Annotated in this window: 17 protein-coding genes and 1 pseudogene; 16 read left to right on the top strand and 2 right to left on the bottom strand. The window is 72.1% G+C overall.

From position 1 onward, the window contains the following. The 13 genes and pseudogenes from AB0C29_RS07525 to AB0C29_RS07585 all read left to right on the top strand — a co-directional run. Nucleotides 1–386, top strand: a pseudogene (locus AB0C29_RS07525) (hypothetical protein); the annotation flags it as partial. A 180-nt stretch (nucleotides 387–566) separates the two neighbouring features. Further along, complete coding sequence (locus AB0C29_RS07530; RefSeq protein ID WP_360816600.1) at nucleotides 567–1,097, top strand: hypothetical protein; 531 nt, start codon at nucleotides 567–569, stop codon at nucleotides 1,095–1,097. A gap of 178 nt (nucleotides 1,098–1,275) precedes the next feature. Further along, complete coding sequence (gene rplU, locus AB0C29_RS07535) at nucleotides 1,276–1,590, top strand: 50S ribosomal protein L21 (RefSeq protein WP_203770857.1); 315 nt, start codon at nucleotides 1,276–1,278, stop codon at nucleotides 1,588–1,590. A gap of 8 nt (nucleotides 1,591–1,598) precedes the next feature. Continuing rightward, entirely contained in the window at nucleotides 1,599–1,856 is a 258-nt protein-coding gene (rpmA, locus tag AB0C29_RS07540) for a 50S ribosomal protein L27 (protein ID WP_203770859.1), read from the top strand. A gap of 81 nt (nucleotides 1,857–1,937) precedes the next feature. Then, the gene (gene obgE / locus AB0C29_RS07545; RefSeq protein ID WP_360816603.1) at nucleotides 1,938–3,440 is read left to right on the top strand and encodes a GTPase ObgE; all 1,503 of its coding nucleotides are present in this window, start codon (nucleotides 1,938–1,940) and stop codon (nucleotides 3,438–3,440) included. Nucleotides 3,441–3,509: 69 nt separating this feature from the next. Then, on the top strand, nucleotides 3,510–3,965 hold the full coding sequence (locus tag AB0C29_RS07550; protein WP_360816606.1) for a GNAT family N-acetyltransferase: 456 nt from the start codon (nucleotides 3,510–3,512) through the stop codon (nucleotides 3,963–3,965). A gap of 75 nt (nucleotides 3,966–4,040) precedes the next feature. After that, complete coding sequence (gene pepN, locus AB0C29_RS07555) at nucleotides 4,041–6,551, top strand: aminopeptidase N (RefSeq protein WP_360816608.1); 2,511 nt, start codon at nucleotides 4,041–4,043, stop codon at nucleotides 6,549–6,551. Between the two features lie 62 nt (nucleotides 6,552–6,613). Then, nucleotides 6,614–8,164 carry an ATP-binding protein gene (locus AB0C29_RS07560; RefSeq protein WP_360816611.1) on the top strand — a complete coding sequence of 517 codons (1,551 nt, stop codon included), beginning with the start codon at nucleotides 6,614–6,616 and terminating at the stop codon, nucleotides 8,162–8,164. Between the two features lie 15 nt (nucleotides 8,165–8,179). After that, nucleotides 8,180–8,779, top strand: a complete 600-nt coding sequence (nadD, locus tag AB0C29_RS07565) for a nicotinate-nucleotide adenylyltransferase (RefSeq protein WP_360816614.1) — start codon at nucleotides 8,180–8,182, stop codon at nucleotides 8,777–8,779. A 74-nt stretch (nucleotides 8,780–8,853) separates the two neighbouring features. Next, on the top strand, nucleotides 8,854–9,255 hold the full coding sequence (gene rsfS, locus AB0C29_RS07570) for a ribosome silencing factor (protein ID WP_203770871.1): 402 nt from the start codon (nucleotides 8,854–8,856) through the stop codon (nucleotides 9,253–9,255). Next, entirely contained in the window at nucleotides 9,252–9,884 is a 633-nt protein-coding gene (locus tag AB0C29_RS07575; protein WP_360816617.1) for a histidine phosphatase family protein, read from the top strand. Before rsfS ends, AB0C29_RS07575 begins: the two co-directional genes overlap by 4 nt. Before the next feature lie 47 nt (nucleotides 9,885–9,931). After that, nucleotides 9,932–10,309, top strand: coding sequence for a hypothetical protein (locus AB0C29_RS07580; RefSeq protein WP_360816620.1), 378 nt, complete (start codon nucleotides 9,932–9,934; stop codon nucleotides 10,307–10,309). Nucleotides 10,310–10,333: 24 nt separating this feature from the next. Beyond that, the gene (locus AB0C29_RS07585; protein ID WP_360816623.1) at nucleotides 10,334–11,182 is read left to right on the top strand and encodes a DegV family protein; all 849 of its coding nucleotides are present in this window, start codon (nucleotides 10,334–10,336) and stop codon (nucleotides 11,180–11,182) included. Nucleotides 11,183–11,195: 13 nt separating this feature from the next. Here the strand turns inward: AB0C29_RS07585 and AB0C29_RS07590 are convergent, their stop codons facing one another. Continuing rightward, nucleotides 11,196–12,113, bottom strand: a complete 918-nt coding sequence (locus tag AB0C29_RS07590) for a hypothetical protein (protein WP_360816626.1) — start codon at nucleotides 12,111–12,113, stop codon at nucleotides 11,196–11,198. 188 nt (nucleotides 12,114–12,301) lie between these two features. Continuing rightward, on the bottom strand, nucleotides 12,302–13,099 hold the full coding sequence (locus AB0C29_RS07595; RefSeq protein WP_360816629.1) for a putative protein N(5)-glutamine methyltransferase: 798 nt from the start codon (nucleotides 13,097–13,099) through the stop codon (nucleotides 12,302–12,304). A gap of 713 nt (nucleotides 13,100–13,812) precedes the next feature. Here AB0C29_RS07595 and AB0C29_RS07600 point away from each other — a divergent pair. The 3 genes from AB0C29_RS07600 to AB0C29_RS07610 all read left to right on the top strand — a co-directional run. Then, nucleotides 13,813–14,523 carry a ComEA family DNA-binding protein gene (locus tag AB0C29_RS07600; RefSeq protein WP_360816638.1) on the top strand — a complete coding sequence of 237 codons (711 nt, stop codon included), beginning with the start codon at nucleotides 13,813–13,815 and terminating at the stop codon, nucleotides 14,521–14,523. Beyond that, a complete protein-coding gene (locus AB0C29_RS07605) occupies nucleotides 14,520–16,901 on the top strand; it encodes a ComEC/Rec2 family competence protein (protein ID WP_360816632.1) in 2,382 nt (793 codons plus the stop codon). The genes AB0C29_RS07600 and AB0C29_RS07605 overlap by 4 nt, the downstream gene beginning before the upstream one ends. Before the next feature lie 62 nt (nucleotides 16,902–16,963). After that, a partial coding sequence (locus AB0C29_RS07610; RefSeq protein ID WP_360816635.1) for an NAD(P)H-binding protein occupies nucleotides 16,964–17,625 on the top strand: 662 nt, incomplete at its 3' end.

Genomic DNA, 17,625 nt, shown 5'->3' on the forward strand with positions numbered 1-17,625 from the left:
GGACGACCTCGGACCGGACGACCCAGGACCGGACGACCTCGGACCGGACGACCGAGGACCCGGCGGCGGAGACGGCGGGCCTGCCGGCCGGCCAGTCCACCGGTACGGCCGCGGCCGGCTCCGGGATCGTGGCGCGCACTGCGCCGGCGGCCACCACGGCCTCCGACGACGACTACGACATCAGTGGTTACGACCTCTCCCGGTACGACACGGGCACCAACGGCGCGGCCCATCCGGCCGAGCCGCTCCAGCTGACCGGCTCGGACGACCCGGACGCGGCGGAGGACGAGGAAGAGGACGGCGACGACGACGAGCCCGTGGGCGCGGGAGCGGGCGGCCGGCGTCGTTCGCGGCGCGGCGGCACCCGGCGGCGGACCCGCCCGTAAGCGTGGTGGCCGGGCGGCCAAGGCCGGGATATCCCAGCCCCGCCCCCCCGCGCCCCCACCCATAAAAGTATCGGGTACACAAGATAAACCCCCCCTCCCCGCCCGGCGCAGCCACACTGATCTGTCTCGGTTACCCTCGTGATCCCCCCGAGCCCCACCTGCGAGGAGTACCGATCCCCGATGCGACGCCTGCTGTGCGCGACCGCTGTGAGTGGCGCTTTCCTTCTGTTCGGCGCCGGTTGTTCGGCCGACGATCCGGCCACCACGACCGCGCCCGCGCCGGCCACGTCGGGGGCTGCCGTACCGGCGGCCAGCGGCGGCACCACCGGCTCAGCCGCGGCCACCGCCCCGCCGCAGTCCGGTGACGCGGCGCTGTCCGGCAACAGCTCGGCGATCTGCCAGCAGGCCGCCAAGACCGGCGGCGACGCCGCCAAGAACTTCGCGCTGGACCTGAAGCTGCTCATCGACGCCCAGTCGGCGCAGGACGCCGACCAGGTGGCCAAGGCCAAGGCCAAGACCACCAGGGACGTCGAGAACTACTCGTACGCGCTGACGGACATGTCGAAGCTGGCCTCGGAGCCGGCCCTCAAGGCGGCCCTGGCGGACATGGGCAAGCAGGTCACGGCGCTCAAGGGTGACGTCACGAAGATCGATGCCGCCCAGCTCACGAAGCTGCAGGAGACCCTCGACAAGGCCTGTGGTTCGAGCTGAGCGGTCCCCGGTTTGGGTCCGGGGCGTTCGATGAAGTAGTCTTTCTGACGGCGCATTTTCGTGCGCCTGTTCCGTGCGCGCCCTGGCCCATCCCCCTCGGGAAGCCCGGGCGCATGCCGGATCCAGTTTCATCCGCCAGCAGCTTTTTCGCTGCGTAAGTCTCAGGGAGTCCGCGTCGATGTACGCGATCGTCAAGACCGGCGGCAAGCAGTACAAGGTTGCCGAGGGCGACGTGATCGAGGTCGAGAAGCTCGCGGGTGTGCCCGGCGACGCCCTGACCCTCGCCGCGGTGCTCCTCGTCGACGGTGACAACCTGGTGACCGATGCGGCCAAGCTTGCCAGCGTGACGGTGTCCGGCGAGATCGCCGAGCACACCAAGGGTCCGAAGATCCGGATCCACAAGTTCAAGAACAAGACCGGCTACCACAAGCGCCAGGGGCACCGTCAGCCGCTGACCCGCGTCAAGGTGACCGGCATCAAGAGCGGGAAGTAGGGGCAGCCATGGCTCACAAAAAGGGTGCGTCCAGCTCCCGCAACGGCCGCGACTCCGCCGCCCAGCGGCTGGGCGTCAAGCGGTTCGGCGGCCAGCTGGTCAACGCCGGCGAGATCATCATCCGCCAGCGGGGCACGAAGTTCCACCCGGGAGAGCTCGTCGGCCGCGGTGGCGACGACACGCTGTTCGCGCTGGCCAAGGGCAACGTGCTCTTCGGTCACACGCGGGGTCGCAAGACCATCAGCATCGTGCCGGTGGCTGAGTAAGCATCACGTCACAGCGGGCCGCGGACCTCACGGGGTCCGTGGCCCGCTGTTTGCTTTTTCTGGTTGAGGTAGGAGAACACAGTGGCTACGTTCGTCGACCGGGTTGTGCTGCACCTGCAGGCAGGTGACGGCGGGCACGGCTGTGTCTCCGTCCGCAGAGAGAAGTTCAAGCCGCTCGGGGGTCCCGACGGTGGCGACGGCGGGCACGGCGGGGGCATCACGCTCGTCGTGGATCCGCAGCAGCACACCCTGCTGGACTTCCACTTCCACCCGCACGTCAAGGCGCCCAGCGGCACCGGCGGCATGGGGGCCAACCGTGACGGTGCCAAGGGCCGGGACCTGGTCCTGCAGGTGCCCGACGGCACGGTCGTGCAGACCCTCGACGGTGAGGTCATCGCCGACATGGTCGGCGAGGGCACGACCTTCGAGGTGGCCCGCGGCGGTCGCGGCGGCCGGGGCAACGCCTCGCTGGCCAACGCCCGGCGCAAGGTCCCCGGCTTCGCCGAGCTGGGCGAGCCCGGTGACCAGCTCGACGTCGTGCTGGAGCTCAAGAGCGTCGCCGACGTCGGCCTGGTCGGCTTCCCGTCGGCCGGCAAGTCGTCGCTGATCTCGGTGATGTCCGCGGCCAAGCCCAAGATCGCCGACTACCCGTTCACCACGCTGGTGCCCAACCTGGGTGTCGTGCAGGCCGGCGACCAGACCTTCACCGTCGCCGACGTCCCGGGCCTGATCCCGGGCGCCGCCACCGGCAAGGGGCTGGGCCTGGAGTTCCTGCGGCACATCGAGCGCACCTCGGTGCTGGTGCACGTGCTGGACGCCGCCGCGCCCGAGATCGAGCGGGACCCGCTGGCCGACCTGGACGCCATCGAGGCGGAGCTGGCGGCGTACGGGGGGCTCGAGGAGCGGCCGCGGCTGGTCGTGCTCAACAAGATCGACATCCCGGACGGCCGCGACCTGGCCGAGATGGTGCGCCCCGAGCTCGAGGCCCGCGGCATGCCGGTCTACGAGGTCAGCGCGGTGACCCGCGAGGGCCTCAAGGAGCTGATCTTCGCGCTCGCCGAGACCGTCGCGGCGCACCGGCTGGCCAAGCCGGCTCCCGAGGCGACCCGCGCTGTGGTGCGGCCCCGCGCGGTCGACGAGAAGGGCTTCACCATCGAGGTCGACAGCGACGGCGTCTACGTCGTCCGCGGCCCCCAGGTCGAGCGCTGGGTCCGGCAGACCAACTTCGAGAACGACGAGGCGATCGGCTACCTCGGTGACCGGCTCGACCGCCTCGGCGTCGAGGCCGCACTGGCCAAGCAGGGCGCCAAGGGCGGGGATCCGGTCCGGATCGGCGACCGCGAGTTCGACTGGCAGCCGAACACGGGCGAGTACATCTCCGGCCCGCGCGGCACCGACATCCGCCTCGAGGAGACCAACACCCGGGCCAGCGCGGCTGCCCGGCTGGCGGCCCGCCGGGCCCGCCGGGTCCGCGGCGACGACGAGCTGCTGCACATGTCCGAGGACGGCACGGTGTCGACGGTCTCGATGGCGTCGAAGCCGGTGCTGGTCGAGGACGACGAGTTCGGCGACGACGACGAGTAGGTCTTTCCGCCGGGTCCCGGCCAGATCCCCGCAACCCGGCGGAAACGGACCCGTCCTAAGGTGTCCAGCGTGCTGATCGAATCGCGTGCCTCGTCCGACGCCGAACTGGCCGCCCTGGTGATCGCGCAGCAGAAGGAGCTGAGCGAGGCCGACGGCGGCGTCGACGGCGTGGTCTACATGCCGCACGACAACGCGGCGTACCTGGTCGTCGTGCTGCACGGGCGTGCGGTGGCGTGCGGGGCGTGGCAGCCGCTGGAGCCCGGCGTGGCCGAGCTGAAGCGGATGTACGTGCGACCGGCGTTCCGCGGCCGGGGCATCGCCCGCCAGCTCATCGTGGCGCTGGAGGAGGAGGCGCTGGCCGACGGCCGGCCGGTGCTGCGCCTGGAGACCGGCACCTACCTGCCGGCGGCGATCAGCCTGTACCGCTCGGCGGGCTACGTGCCGATCCCGGTCTTCGGCGAGTACGTCGGCAACCCGTACAGCGTGTGTTTCGAGAAGTCGCTGGCGGCGGTCACTTCCCGGTGATGTCCGCAGTGACGAGTTTCTCGCCCCGCCGGGCGGAGAACTGCGTCGTCATCACCGGACCGGCATGATGGGCGGATGCCGAGCCTGACCCGCGCCGAGGCCACCGCCCGGGCCGCCACCCTCACTGTCACCGGGTACGACATCGACCTCGACCTGACCGCCGAGGGTGACACCTTCCGGTCCCGGACGGTGGTGCGCTTCACCGCCGAGCCGGGCACCACGACGTTCGCCGAGCTGGAGCCGGCCGAGCTGGTGTCGGCCACGCTCAACGGCACGCCGGTGGAGCCCGCCGCGCTCGCCGAGGAGCGGCTCACGCTGACCGGCCTGGCCCGGGAGAACGAGCTGGTCGTCGAGGCCCTGATGGCGTACTCGAACACGGGGGAGGGGCTGCACCGCTTCACCGACCCCGCCGACGGCCGCGTCTACCTGTACGCCCACATGTTCCTGGACGGCGCCCGGCGGATCTTCCCGTGCTTCGACCAGCCCGACCTCAAGGCGCCCTTCACGCTGGCCGTGACCGCCCCCGACGGCTGGCTCGTCGCCGCCAACGGGGAGCCGGCCGGTGCGGCCGACGGCGGGCGGTTCCGCTTCGCCGCCACCAAGCCGCTGTCGACGTACTTCGTGTCGCTGATCGCCGGGCCGTACCACTTCCGTACCGATTCCCACGACGGCATCCCGCTGGCCCTCTACTGCCGTCAGGCGCTCGCCGAGCACCTCGACGGGCAGGCCGCGGAGATCTTCACCGTCACCAAGCAGTGCCTGGACCGCTATCACCAGATCTTCGAGGTGCGCTACCCGTTCGGCCACTACCAGCAGGCCTTCGTCCCCGAGTTCAACTTCGGCGCGATGGAGAACCCCGGGCTGGTGGTGTTCCGCGACGAGTTCATCTACCGGTCGGCGGTCACCGACAGCGAGCGCGAGCACCGCGCCATGGTCATCGCCCACGAGATGGCCCACCAGTGGTTCGGCGACCTGGTCACCATGGCCTGGTGGGACGACCTGTGGCTGAACGAGTCGTTCGCCGAGTACCTCGGCACCCGGATCACCGCCGAGGCGACCGCCTTCACCGGCACCTGGACCACGTTCGCGATGCAGCGCAAGGCCTGGGGCATGCGCGCCGACCAGCGCCCGTCCACCCACCCGGTGGCCCCCAGCGACGTCACCGACACCGCGCTGGCCCTGCTCAACTTCGACGGCATCTCGTACGCCAAGGGTGCGGCGGTGCTGCGCCAGCTCGTCGCCTGGGTCGGTGACGAGGCGTTCCTGGCCGGGCTCAACGAGCACTTCGCCGCGCACGCGTACGGCAACGCGACCCTGGCCGACCTGCTCGCCGCCGTCTCGAAGGCCTCCGGCCGGGACCTGACCGCCTGGGCCGACGTCTGGCTGCGCCGCGCCCAGGTCAACACGCTGCGCGCCGAGGTCGAGCGGGACGAGAGCGGCCACTACACGGCCGTCAGCCTCGTGCAGACCGCGCCGGAGGACTATCCGACCCTGCGGCCGCACCGGATCGGCGTCGGGCTCTACGACCGCGGGCCGGACGGCACCGTGGTCCGGCGCCGGCTGCTGGAGGTGGACCTCGATCCGGCGGTGGACGGCGGCCGGACCCCGCTGCCCGAGCTGACCGGAGAACCCGTCGCCGAGCTGCTGCTGGTCAACGACGGCGACCTCGGGTACGCGAAGATCCGGCTGGACGAGAAGTCGGCTGACGCCGTACCGCTGATGTTGCCCCTGCTGGACGACTCGCTGGCCCGGGCGCTGCTCTGGGGAGCGACGCTCGACGCCGTCGTCGACGGCGAGCGGCCGGTCGCCGAGCTGGTCACGCTGGTCCTGGCCGCTCTGCCGGTCGAGCGCGAGGTGGCGCTGGTCGAGGACGTGCTGCGGATGACCCGCACGCTGGTGGACCGCTATCCGACCCCGGAGACCCGGCCCGCCGCCCTGGAGATGCTGGCCCAGGCCAGCGACCGGCTGCTGGCCGCGGCCGAGCCGGGCAGCTCGCGTCAGCTCGCCGCGGTGCGCGGCCTGATCGGCGCGAGCGCCGATGTGACGCGGCTGCGCGGCTGGCTCGCCGGCGAGGGCGTGCCGACCGGCGTGACCGTCGACGACGACCTGCGCTGGCTCATCCTGTACCGGCTGGTCGTGCTGGGGGAGGCCGGGCCGGAGGAGATCGAGGCGGCGCTGGCGGCGGATCTGAGTGCCACCGGTGAGCAGCAGGCGGCACTCTGCCGGGCCGCTCTGCCGGACGCCGAGGCCAAGGCCAGGGCCTGGGATCTGATCGTCAACGACATGTCCGCCTCGAACCGGATCCTGGAGGCCACCGCGCACGGGTTCTGGCAGCCGGAGCAGCTCGATCTGACCACCGATTATGTTGCCCGTTATTTTGCGGAAATGCCGGGCATGCTGCGGCGGCGGACCGGGATGAGCGGGGAACGGGTGGCCGTCGCGGCGTACCCGTCGGTGATCGTCAGCCCGCGGACCAGGGAGCTGGCCGCGGAGCTGCTGGCGACGCCGGACCTCTCGGCCATCCTGCGGCGGGTCGTCACGGACGGCGACGACGACGTCCGGCGTGCCCTGGTTGCCCGGGGATAGCGGATTCCGCCCGTTGTCCCCGGTTCGAGCCGTTAGCCTCGGCTTAACGGGGGTGGGGGCTGGTGGAGTGGTCCGAGGAGCTGTCCAGTGGTCTGCTGCAGGCTGCACCGGACGCGATCCTGGTGATGGACGAGGGGCGCATCGTCCTGGTCAACGACCGGGCCGAGGATGTCTTCGGCTGGCCCCGCGGCGAGATGGTGGGTCTGCGCGCCGACACGCTGCTGCCCGACGCCGAGCGGGTGCCGGAGCTGGCCGGGCTGCGCCGAGAGGCCGACGACCGCGGCCCCGGCACCAGCCTGATGGGCACGCTGGCCCTCAAGGTGCGCCGGCGTAACGGCACGATCTTTCCCGCCGAGGCGTCGCTGTCGCGGGTGCAGACCCCGCAGGGCCGCCTCACGGTCGCGGTGATCCGGGACATGACCGAGCGCCAGCGGTTGCAGGCGGAGGCCGAACGGCAGCGCAGTGAGGTGCAGGAACACCGCAACCAGCGGCTCGAGGCGCTGGGCCAGCTGGCCGGCGGCATCGCCCACGACTTCAACAACATGCTCGGCGTGATCGTGAACTACGCCAACTTCGTGATCGAGGAAGCCGAGGCACCGGCGCCCGACCTGAAGGCGATCGCCGACGACGCCCGGCAAGTCATCCGGGCCGGGCAGCGCGGCACGGACCTGACCCACCAGCTGCTCAAGTTCGCCCGCCGCGAAGTCGTCCGTCCGCGGGTGCTCGATCTCAACGCGGTCATCGCGGACACCGAGGACATGTTGCGCACCTCGATCGGCGAGCACATCACCCTGATCACCCGGCCGGCCCCGGGACTGCCCTCGGTCACCTGCGACCCCGGCCAGATTGAGCAGCTCCTGGTCAACCTGGCGGTGAACGCCCGCGACGCGATGCCGGCCGGCGGCAACCTGGTGATCGACACCGCCTGCTCACGCCTGGGGGTGGGCGACCATCCCGACCTCGCGCCCGGTGACTACGTACGCCTGCGGATCTCCGATTCCGGCCAGGGCATGGCCCCCGAGGTCGTCGAGCGGGCCTTCGAGCCGTTCTTCACCACCAAGGCCAGCGGCGAGGGCACCGGGCTGGGCCTGGCGACCGTCTACGGCATCGTCACCCAGGCCGGCGGCAGCGTCAGCCTGACCTCCGAGCCCGGCCTCGGGACGACGGTGACCATCCTGCTGCCGGCCGGCGCGTCGGAGGAGGAGTCGGTCGCGCCCGCGCCCGAGCCCGTCGGCACCGCCGGGCACGGCGAGACGCTGCTCGTGGTCGAGGACGAGGACGCCCTGCGCGACGTGGCGGGCCGGATCCTGTCGGGGGCGGGATACCACGTGCTGACCGCCGACGGCGGGGCGCAGGCCCTGGAGCTGGCCGCCGTGCACGAGGGCACCATCGACCTGCTGGTCAGCGATGTGGTGATGCCCGGCATGCTGGGCAAGGAGCTGGCCGAGCGGCTGGTCTGCGTGCGGCCCGACACCCGGGTGCTCTACATGTCCGGGTACGCACAGCCGGTGCTGGCCTCGCAGGGCACGCTGGAGCCGGGGGTGGCGCTGCTGGAGAAGCCGTTCACCGCCGCCGCGCTGCTCACCGCCGTTCGGCGGCGCCTCGACGGCTGATCTAGGATTCGCCGGATGCGGGAGCGGCGACGAATCGGGATCATGGGCGGCACGTTCGACCCGATCCACCACGGTCACCTGGTGGCGGCGAGCGAGGTGCAGAGCCGCTTCGACCTCGACGAGGTGGTGTTCGTCCCGACCGGGCAGCCCTGGCAGAAGGGCACGGTGAGCCCCGCCGAGGACCGGTACCTGATGACGGTGATCGCCACCGCCTCCAACCCGCGCTTCCAGGTCAGCCGGGCCGACGTGGACCGCGACGGGCCGACGTACACCGTCGACACGCTGCGCGACCTGAACGCCGTCTTCGGCGCCACGGCGGACCTGTTCTTCATCACCGGCGCGGACGCGCTCGCCAAGATCCTCTCCTGGAAGGACGCCCTCGAGATGCTCTCGCTGGCGCACTTCATCGGGGTCACCCGGCCGGGCTTCGAACTCTCCGACGCCCACCTGCCGGCCGACACGGTGACGCTCGTCGAGGTGCCGGCGATGGCGATCTCGTCCAGCGCCTGCCGCCAGCGCGTGGCCGACGGGGAGCCGGTCTGGTATCTGGTACCCGATGGTGTGGTGCAGTACATCGCAAAGCGTGGACTTTATCGGGGTCAAGGTCCGGTTTAGGGCCATTCATCCGGGTAGAGATGTCATACCGGTATGAGAGGCTGGTAACTCTGAAACCGAACGAGGGGAGACCGGTGCCCGTCACCGAACGCGCCCGCGAGCTCGCGCTGACCGCCGCGCAGGCCGCGGCCGACAAGAAGGCCCAGGACATCGTCCTGATCGACGTCGCCGACCAGCTCTACATCACCGACGCGTTCGTCATCGCCTCGGCGGCCAACGAACGCCAGGTCGGCTCGATCGTCGACGCCATCGAGGAAGCCCTGCTCAATCTGCCCGAGAAGGCCAAGCCTGTCCGTCGCGAGGGTGAGCGACAGGGCCGCTGGGTGCTGCTCGACTACATCGATGTCGTGATCCACATCCAGCACGCCGAGGAGCGGGAGTTCTACGCCCTCGACAAGCTGTGGAAGGACTGCCCGACCATCGAGTTCGTGGATCGTGACCTCGCCGAGGCGGACGCCTCCTCCGGCGCGGCATGACCACTCGCGTCATCGTCTGGCGGCACGGCAACACGGACTGGAACGCGGGCAACCGCGTCCAGGGCCAGACCGACGTGCCGCTCAACGAGCTCGGCCGGCAACAGGCCGTCGACGCCGCCGAGCTGCTGGTCCGGCTGCCTCCCGCGGCCATCGTGGCCAGCGACCTGAGCCGCGCCGCGGACACCGCGGCGGCTCTGGCCGCCCTGACCGGCCTGTCGGTGAGCTACGACGAGCGGCTGCGCGAGCGCTCGTTCGGCCAGTGGCAAGGCCTCACCATGACCGAGGTGGCCCGGACCCGCCCGGAGGAGCACGCCCGCTGGCGGGACGGCGCCGACGTCATCGGTGACGGGGTGGAGACCCTGGACGACCTCGGCAAGCGCGTCGCCGACGCGCTGCAGGCCGCGGCCGACCGGGCGCCGGACAGCATCGTCGTGGTCGCCACCCACGGCGCGGCCGCACGCTCGGGCATCGGGCACCTGCTCGGCTGGCCCCGCGAGCAGCTGCGCACCCTGCGGGCCCTGCAGAACTGCCACTGGGCGGAGCTCACCCACGACGACGAACGCGGCTGGCAGCTCGGCAGCTACAACGTCGGCCCGTTCGGCGACCGGCCCGTCCCGCCGCCAGTTTGATCTCCGGTGCCGGGAACGGGCGGGGCAGCGGGTAGCGTCCAACCACCATGACTATCCGACGCATCAGCCTGCCTCTGCTCGTCGCCCTGGCCCTCGCTGGCTGCGCCAACGGCGACTCCGCCGGTGCACCGGCTCCGGCGCCCTCCGCGCCACCGGCCTCGTCCGCGGCGCCCGTCCCGACCGAGGAGTCAGCATCCGTGAAGCCCTCGGCCGGCACCACCACGCTCACCGGCACGATCGCGGCCGGGGTCGAGCCGAACTGCCTGCTCCTCGACGACCACCTGCTGATCATCAACGATCCCGAGCAGCGCGCCGCGGCCAAGCCCGGCGCCTCGGTCACCGTCACCGGCCGCGTCGAGCAGGGCATGATGACCACCTGCCAGCAGGGCACGCCGTTCATCGTCGCCACCCTCCGCGCGAACTAGGCCACCATCGGCTACGGTGCCCGCATGCCCGTCGCGGTCGTCACCGACTCCACCGCGTACCTGCCGTCCGAGCTGAGCGGGACGTACGACCTCACCGTCGTCCCGCTCACCGTCGTGATCAACGGCGAGGAGGGCCTGGAGGGCTCCGAGATCTCCCCGGCCGACGTGGCCCGTGCACTGGGCCAGCGGCGGGTCACGGTGAGCACCTCACGGCCGGCTCCGGAGCAGTTCGTGGCCGCGTACCGCCGGCTGCTCGACGCCGGCGCGGACGGGATCGTCTCCGTGCACCTGTCGTCGCAGCTCTCCGGCACGTACGACGCGGCCGTGCTCGCGGCGGGAGAGGTCGGACCGCTGGTCCAGGTGGTGGACAGCGGCACCACGGCGATGGGCCTGGGCTTCGCGGCCCTCGGCGCCAGCACGGTGGCCGGCACCGGCGCGACCCTGGAAGCGGTACGCCAGGCCGCGGTCGACCACTCCGCCCAGGTCAGCACGCTGTTCTACGTGGACACCCTGGAATTCCTGCGCCGTGGCGGCCGGATCGGCGCGGCATCGGCGTTGCTGGGGACGGCGCTGGCAGTCAAGCCGATCCTGCACGTGGTCGACGGGTCGATCGTGGTGCGCGACAAGGTGCGTACCGCCGGTCGGGCGCTGGCGCGGCTGGTGGATCTGACGGTGGAGGCCTCCGGTGAGGGGGAGGTGGACATCGCGGTGCACCACCTGGGGGCGGCGGACCGGGCGGCGGCGTTGGCCGACGCGGTGACCATGCGGTTGGGTGACCGGCTCCGGGACTGCTACATCACGGAGATCGGGGCCGTCGTCGCGGCCCACGTGGGGCCGGGGGTCGCCGGGGTCGTCGTGCACCGGCGCCTCTGAGCCCGTCTGACGGTCAGTCCTGGCCCGTGTCCTTGGGCCAGGTCTCGCCGCGCCAGCGTGGGGGTGTGAGCTGCTCCTCGGTCAGATGCGGCACGACCTCCCGCCACGGCCGGATGGACTCGCCGACCTGCACCTCGTCGGCCACCGGCAGCAGCGCCGGCCCGTCCTGCGGCCACAACGCCCGGGTGCGCCCGTCGTCCGCGATCAGCAGCTCCGCCGCGAGCGGCAATTGCTCGGCCTGGCGGGCGTACTCCCGCGCGGCGAGCACTCCCTGCGCCCGCCGCACACAGATCTCGTACGGTGAGCCCGGCGCCGCCCGGTAAGGCACCGTGCGCCCGTCGGCGTCGCTCACGTACGCCATCGGGGTGATCGCCCGCGGCGACGCCAGATAGATCGCCTCCGCCTGCGCGAACAACCCCGGCAGATGATCGCTGTTGTCGGCCGTGACCAGCAGCGTGCCCCGATCGGGCGCGAAGGCGACCGGCTCCCCGCCGACCTGCCCCGCGAGCCCGGCCAGCCACCCGTCCAGCAGCAGATGCGAGGTCCAGTAGGAGTCCCCGTCGTCGATGAACTGCACGACGACCGGCTCGGTGGCCTTGCCCAGCAGCGTCGCCGCGGTCAGATTGGCCCGTGCGGCCGCGAACACCTCGTCGGCGTCGACATCCCAGCCGTTGTCGACGGACACGTACGTCATCGTCTCGGGGTGGTCCACCACGACGAACTCGGCCAGGAACGGCAGCGCGGGCCGCCTCAGCGGCGCGCTGACGTCCGAAGGCGTGGTCACGCCCCGCAGCACCGGCCGCAGCAGCGGACGGGCCGCATGCCAGTCCACGGGGAGGCCGGGATTGCGCAGGAACCCGGCGACGAACCGGTCGACCCGGCGCCGGCGCCCCCGCGACCGTTGCGCCAGCAGACCCTCGAGCTGAAGCACACTCGGAACGTCGTCACCGTCCGGAGTGAAACTTACCGAAAAGGTCGCCGAGTGGTATCGGGCGTCGGCGAACCCGGCACGGCGCAGCCTTCTGATGACCTGGCTGGCCAGCCGAGCCCGGGCGACCCTGCGGAAAAACCCCACGCGCAGTGCCTCCTTGCTCTGCCCCCCGGCATCGGCCGCTGACCTTATCGCAGGGCTGTTACTGCTGGAAGTTCCGACCACCGACCGGTGACAGCCCGCGCTTCCAGATCCTCATCCTCGACGACGCCCGCACTCAGCCCCGCAGCCCGCACAGCTGCCACGGCGGCCTCGGTCTGCGCCTCGGTGACCTCGGACAGCAGCAGCCCACCGGGGGCGAGCCAGTCGGCGGCACCAGCGACAACAGCACGGAAGACATCGAGCCCGTCGGCGCCACCGTCGAGGGCTGTGCGGGGCTCGTGCAGGCGGGCCTCGGCGGGAAGCAGGGCCAGGTGCTCGGTGGCGACGTAGGGGACGTTGGCCAGCAGGACGTCCACGTGACCGCGCAGCTCCTCGGGCAGGGCGGCGAAGAGGTCACCCTGGAAGACGTCCCCGCCCAGGTTGTCCAAGGCGCAGGCCACGGCGAGGGGGTCACTGTCGGCGGCAACCAGGCGGATGGCCGGTGCCTTTTCGCGTACGGCGAGACCGAGCGCACCGGAACCGCAGCAGAGGTCGACCACGGTCTTGCCGGGTGTGGTGAGCTCGGCCAGGGCGGTGTGCACGAGCAGCTCGCTGCGGACGCGGGGCACGAAGACGCCGGGGCGCAGCCGGACCCGCACGCCGCAGAAGTCGGCGAAACCGACGACCTGCTCCAAGGGCTCGCCCATCGCCCGGCGATCGACGAGCTCGCTGAGATGCGCGGGATCGGTGGCGGCGCTGCCGAGCACGGCGGCCTCGTCCTCGGCGAAGACGCAGCCGGCGGCCCGTAGCCGGACGGTGGCCTGGGTCAGGTCGGTAACTGTCACAGCGCCATGTCTAGCAAAGCGGGGGAGGGGGCCGGAGGTTATCCACAGTCCGTTTTTATCCACAGGGGGCGGGGCGGCGGAGGGTTGCTGCGGCCTAATTTCGGCCGGTGCGTGAGGCGAGGAATCCCGAGGAAGTCAGTGCCAGGCTGCGGACGGTTCTGGCGCCGGTGCGCGTCCGGCCGGGGTCAGGGTCTGTGGGCTCTTCGCGGCCTTCCGGGTCGCCGTGGGCTACGCCGCCGAGGCGGTTGTCCGGCGAGCTTCCTGGTTCTGGGGCGCCCGCCGGTGCCGGGGATTCGTCTGAGCCCGTCGCTTCGGACCAACCGCTTCATCGTGCTGCCCCAGTCCCTTTCGAGCCCTCACCGCCCTCAGCGGCCACACCGCCCTCACTTCCCGAGCCGGAGCCGGCTCCCTCATCGTCGGCTCCCCGGAGGTCCGCGTTGCCAGGGGGTGGGGATGGGGACGGTGCTTGGCCGGTGCCCGGTGGGCCACCGCTCACCTGGAACGATCTGTTGCCGGGCTGGCCGGATGACGTGACCCTGCAGCCTCGTGACGAGCCGCGCCCTGCTGTCGCAGCCGCCAACCCGCCTGCGCCGCCGCCCATCCCCGCCCCCGAGGATCTGGCTACCCGCCCGCCGTGGGCTCCGGCCGAAGCACTGCGGCCGCCTGCCCTGTTCGGGCCCGACGCCGACGACGAATACCCCGAGGAAGAACCCCTGACCGGCGCCGGCGCGTTCGACAGCGCTCCGCGGTCGCGTCTCGGGGCCTTCGATCCCGGTCGTCGCGGGGTGAAGGCGCTGGCCGCGGTGGCGGTCCTCGTGGTCGTGATCGCGGCCCTGCTGGCGTGGCGGGCCCGTCCGCGGGTCGATCCGGTAGCGCCGCCCGGCATCGACCCCGCCGCCGCGGACGCCTCTCTCGCCGACGACTCAGATACTGCCGCACCAGCGATCAGCGCTCCGGCCGGACCAGGCGCCAAGCCGTCCTCGCCGGCCGCGGTGGTCGTGGCGGTCGGCGGCAAGGTTCGCAAACCCGGACTGGTCGAACTACCGCCGGGTGCCCGCGTGGCGGACGCCCTGCAAGCGGCCGGCGGCGCCAGCCCGGGCGTCGACGTGGCCCCGCTCAACCTGGCCCGCAAGGTCGCCGACGGTGAACTCATCATGGTCGGCGTCACGCCCCCGCCGGGCGCTGCTCCGACAGGCGCTGCCGGTCCCGCCGCACCCGGGCAACCTGGTGCCGGGCCGATCAACCTCAACACCGCCACCCTGGCCGACCTCGACACCCTCCCAGGCGTAGGACCGGTCCTGGCCCAGCGCATCTTGGCAGCCCGCGATGCCCAGGGCGGCTTCAAGGCGGTCAGCGACCTCCGCCAGGTGAGTGGCATCGGCGCAGCCCGCTACGAACAACTCAAAGACCTGGTGACCGTGTGAGCCGCGAGGTCCGCGACCACCCGTCAGAGGCTCACCCACCGGATCTCCGGCTGGCGAGCTTCGCGGTTGCCCTGTGGCTCGCGGCGCTGGCTTCGCTCTACCTGTCCGCGCGCTGGGGCCTCGTTCTCGGCGGTGCGACGCTGGCGGCGGCCGCGGGCACAGCCCTGATCCACCGCATACCGCGTGCCTCCGACGGCTCACGACGAGAAGCGGTGCGTTGGCTGGTTGCTGCTGCCTTGCTCGGCGCCGGCTGCGGGGCCGTGGCCACCGCCGCGCGGGTCAGTGTCCGGGATGCCGGGCCGGTTGCTGCGCTTGTTGATGCCGGCGCCACCGTACGAGTGGATCTTGTGGTGCGGGATGATCCGCGGGCCTTGCGGGGATCGCCCGGGTTGCCGGCCACCTACCTGGTCGCCGTCGAGCTGACCTCGGTGTTTCCCGAGGACGGGTCGCGGCTGCGGCTCTCGGTGCGGGCGCTCGTGCTGGGCTCCGACCCGGCCTGGCAACCGTTGCTGCCCGGCCAGCATGCCTCGGTCAAAGGCCGCCTCATGGCTCCTCGCGGTGGCGACCTACGGGCTGCCGTCCTGTCGGTCAAAGACCGGCCCGTGCTGCACGGGCGTTCGTCGTGGACTCAGCGCGCCGCGGGCACCCTGCGTGCCGGTCTGCAACGTGCCTGTGCGCCGCTGCCGGACGACGTTGGTGGTCTGCTGCCCGGTCTGGTCGTCGGCGATACGAGCCGGCTCGACGACGCGCTGGAGGAGGACTTCCGCACGACCGGCATGACGCATCTGAACGCCGTGAGCGGCGCCAACGTGGCGATCATCCTGGGGGTGGTGCTGTTCGCGGTGCGGTGGACCCGGGCCGGCCCTCTGCTCACCGCCCTCGTCTGTGCCGTCGCGCTGGTCGGCTTTGTGATCCTCGCGCGGCCGTCACCCAGCGTGGTGCGAGCCGCCGCGATGGGGGCGATCGGACTGATCGGGCTGGCCGCCGGGCGTCCGCGCGCCGCCTTGCCCGCTCTGGCCGCCGGGGTGGCAGTGCTGATCGTCGTCGACCCGGAGCTCGCGGGCGACATCGGCTTCGCGCTGTCGGTGCTGGCGACCAGCGGCCTGCTGCTGCTCGCGCCGAAGTGGCGGGACGCCCTCCGGCGCCGGGGTTGGCCGCTGCTGGCCGCTGAGGCGCTAGCTGTGCCCGCCGCCGCCCAGGTGGCGTGCGGTCCGGTCGTCGCCGGGATCTCGAGCTCCGTGAGCCTGGTCGCGGTACCCGCCAACCTGCTTGTGGTGCCCGCGATCGCGCCCGCCACTCTGTTCGGGGTCTCCGCCGCTGTGCTTTCGCCGGTCTGGCCAGTCGGTGCCGAGTTCGCCGCCTGGCTGGGGCAGTGGCCTGCTCGGTGGCTGGTGCTGGTCGCGACGTACGGCGCCCGGGTGCCCGCGGGTGCGCTGCCGTGGCCCGGTGGTGTGCTGGGCGCCCTGCTGCTGGCCTTGGTCACGGTCGCGCTGCTCATCGCCGTACGGCGGCCGCTCGTCCGGCGGTTGGTGGCGGTTGTCTCGCTCGGGGCGATGCTCGGGGCCCTGCCCGTACGGCTGATCGCGTCGGGGTGGCCGCCGCCACGCTGGCTGATCGTCACCTGCGCAGTCGGCCAGGGCGATGCGATCGTGCTGCCGGCCGGCGCGGGGCGGGCGGTCGTGGTGGACGCCGGGCCGGAGCCGACCTCCGTCGATCATTGCCTGCGGCGGCTCGGCGTACGGCAGGTCGTGCTCTTCGTCGTCAGTCACTTCCACGTCGATCACATCGGCGGGATCGCCGGCGTCTTCCGCAACCGTTCTGTCCTGGGCGTGATCACGCCGGACTGGCCGGAGCCACCGGGCGGCCGTTCCCTCGTCGCCGCGCAGGCTGCTGGTGCCCGGGTGCCGATGCTCGCGGTGGGGCCGGGCTGGTCGTACACGGTGGGTGGGCTGGCGCTGACTGTGCTGGGGCCGTACGAGCCGTTGCACGGCACCAACTCCGATCCGAACAACAACTCCCTGGTGCTGCGGGCCCGGCTCGACGGCCGCACGGTGCTGCTGCCCGGGGACGCCGAGACCGAGGAGCAGCAGGCTCTGCTCAACCATCTCGGGCCCGCGGCGGTACGCGCCGACGTGCTCAAAGTGGCGCACCACGGCTCGGCGTACCAGTTGCCGGAGTTCCTCGACGCTGTCGACCCCGCCGTCGGACTCGTGTCGGTCGGGGCCGGCAATGTCTACGGGCACCCGAACACCTCCCTGCTCGCGCGGCTGAGCCGGGGCGGGACGCGGATCCTGCGTACCGATCGGGGCGGTGACCTCGCCGCCGTCAACACCGGCTCGGGTCTCGCGGTCGTGGCTCGCGGCGACCCGCCGCAATGACCTGTCACGTCCGGTGGCGCGCCCTCGTCCTCATGGCAACGATGAACGTAAGGAGTACGAGCATGAAGGTCGCAGTGGCCGGCGGCACGGGTCTGACCGGCCGCCACGTCGTCCAGGCGCTCAAGGATGCGGGTCACGAGCCGGTGGTGCTGGCCCGGTCGACCGGCGTTGATCTCGTGACCGGCGCCGGGCTGGACGCGGCGCTCGCCGGGACCGACGCCACCATCGACGTGAGCAACGTGACGACGCTGAAGCGCGCCGAGGCGGTCGGCTTCTTCGAGCGGGCCGGGCGTCACCTGGTCGACGCCACCGCGCGGGCCGGGGTACGGCATCACGTCGCGTTGTCCATCGTCGGCATCGACGGTGTGCACACGGGCTACTACCAGGGCAAAGTGCGCCAGGAGGAGGTCATCCGGGCTGGTTCGGTGCCGTGGACCGTGCTGCGGGCGACCCAGTTCCACGAGTTCGCCGAGCAGATCCTCGAGCGCGTGCCCGGACCCGTCGCCCTGGTGCCCCGCCTGACCGTGCAGCCTGTCGCCGTACGGGAGGTGGCCGAGGCCCTTGTCGAGCTGGTCGGCGGCGAACCGCAGAAGGCCGCGCCGGAGCTGGCCGGGCCGCAGGTGGAGTCGCTGTCCGACATGGCCCGGCGGCTGGTCCGGGCCGGCGTCGTCCGCCGGCGTGCCGTGGTGCCGCTGTGGCTGCCCGGGCCCATGGCGCACGGCGG

It is taken from the genome of Actinoplanes sp. NPDC048791, from assembly GCF_040650095.1.
Taxonomy (GTDB): Bacteria; Actinomycetota; Actinomycetes; order Mycobacteriales; family Micromonosporaceae; genus Actinoplanes.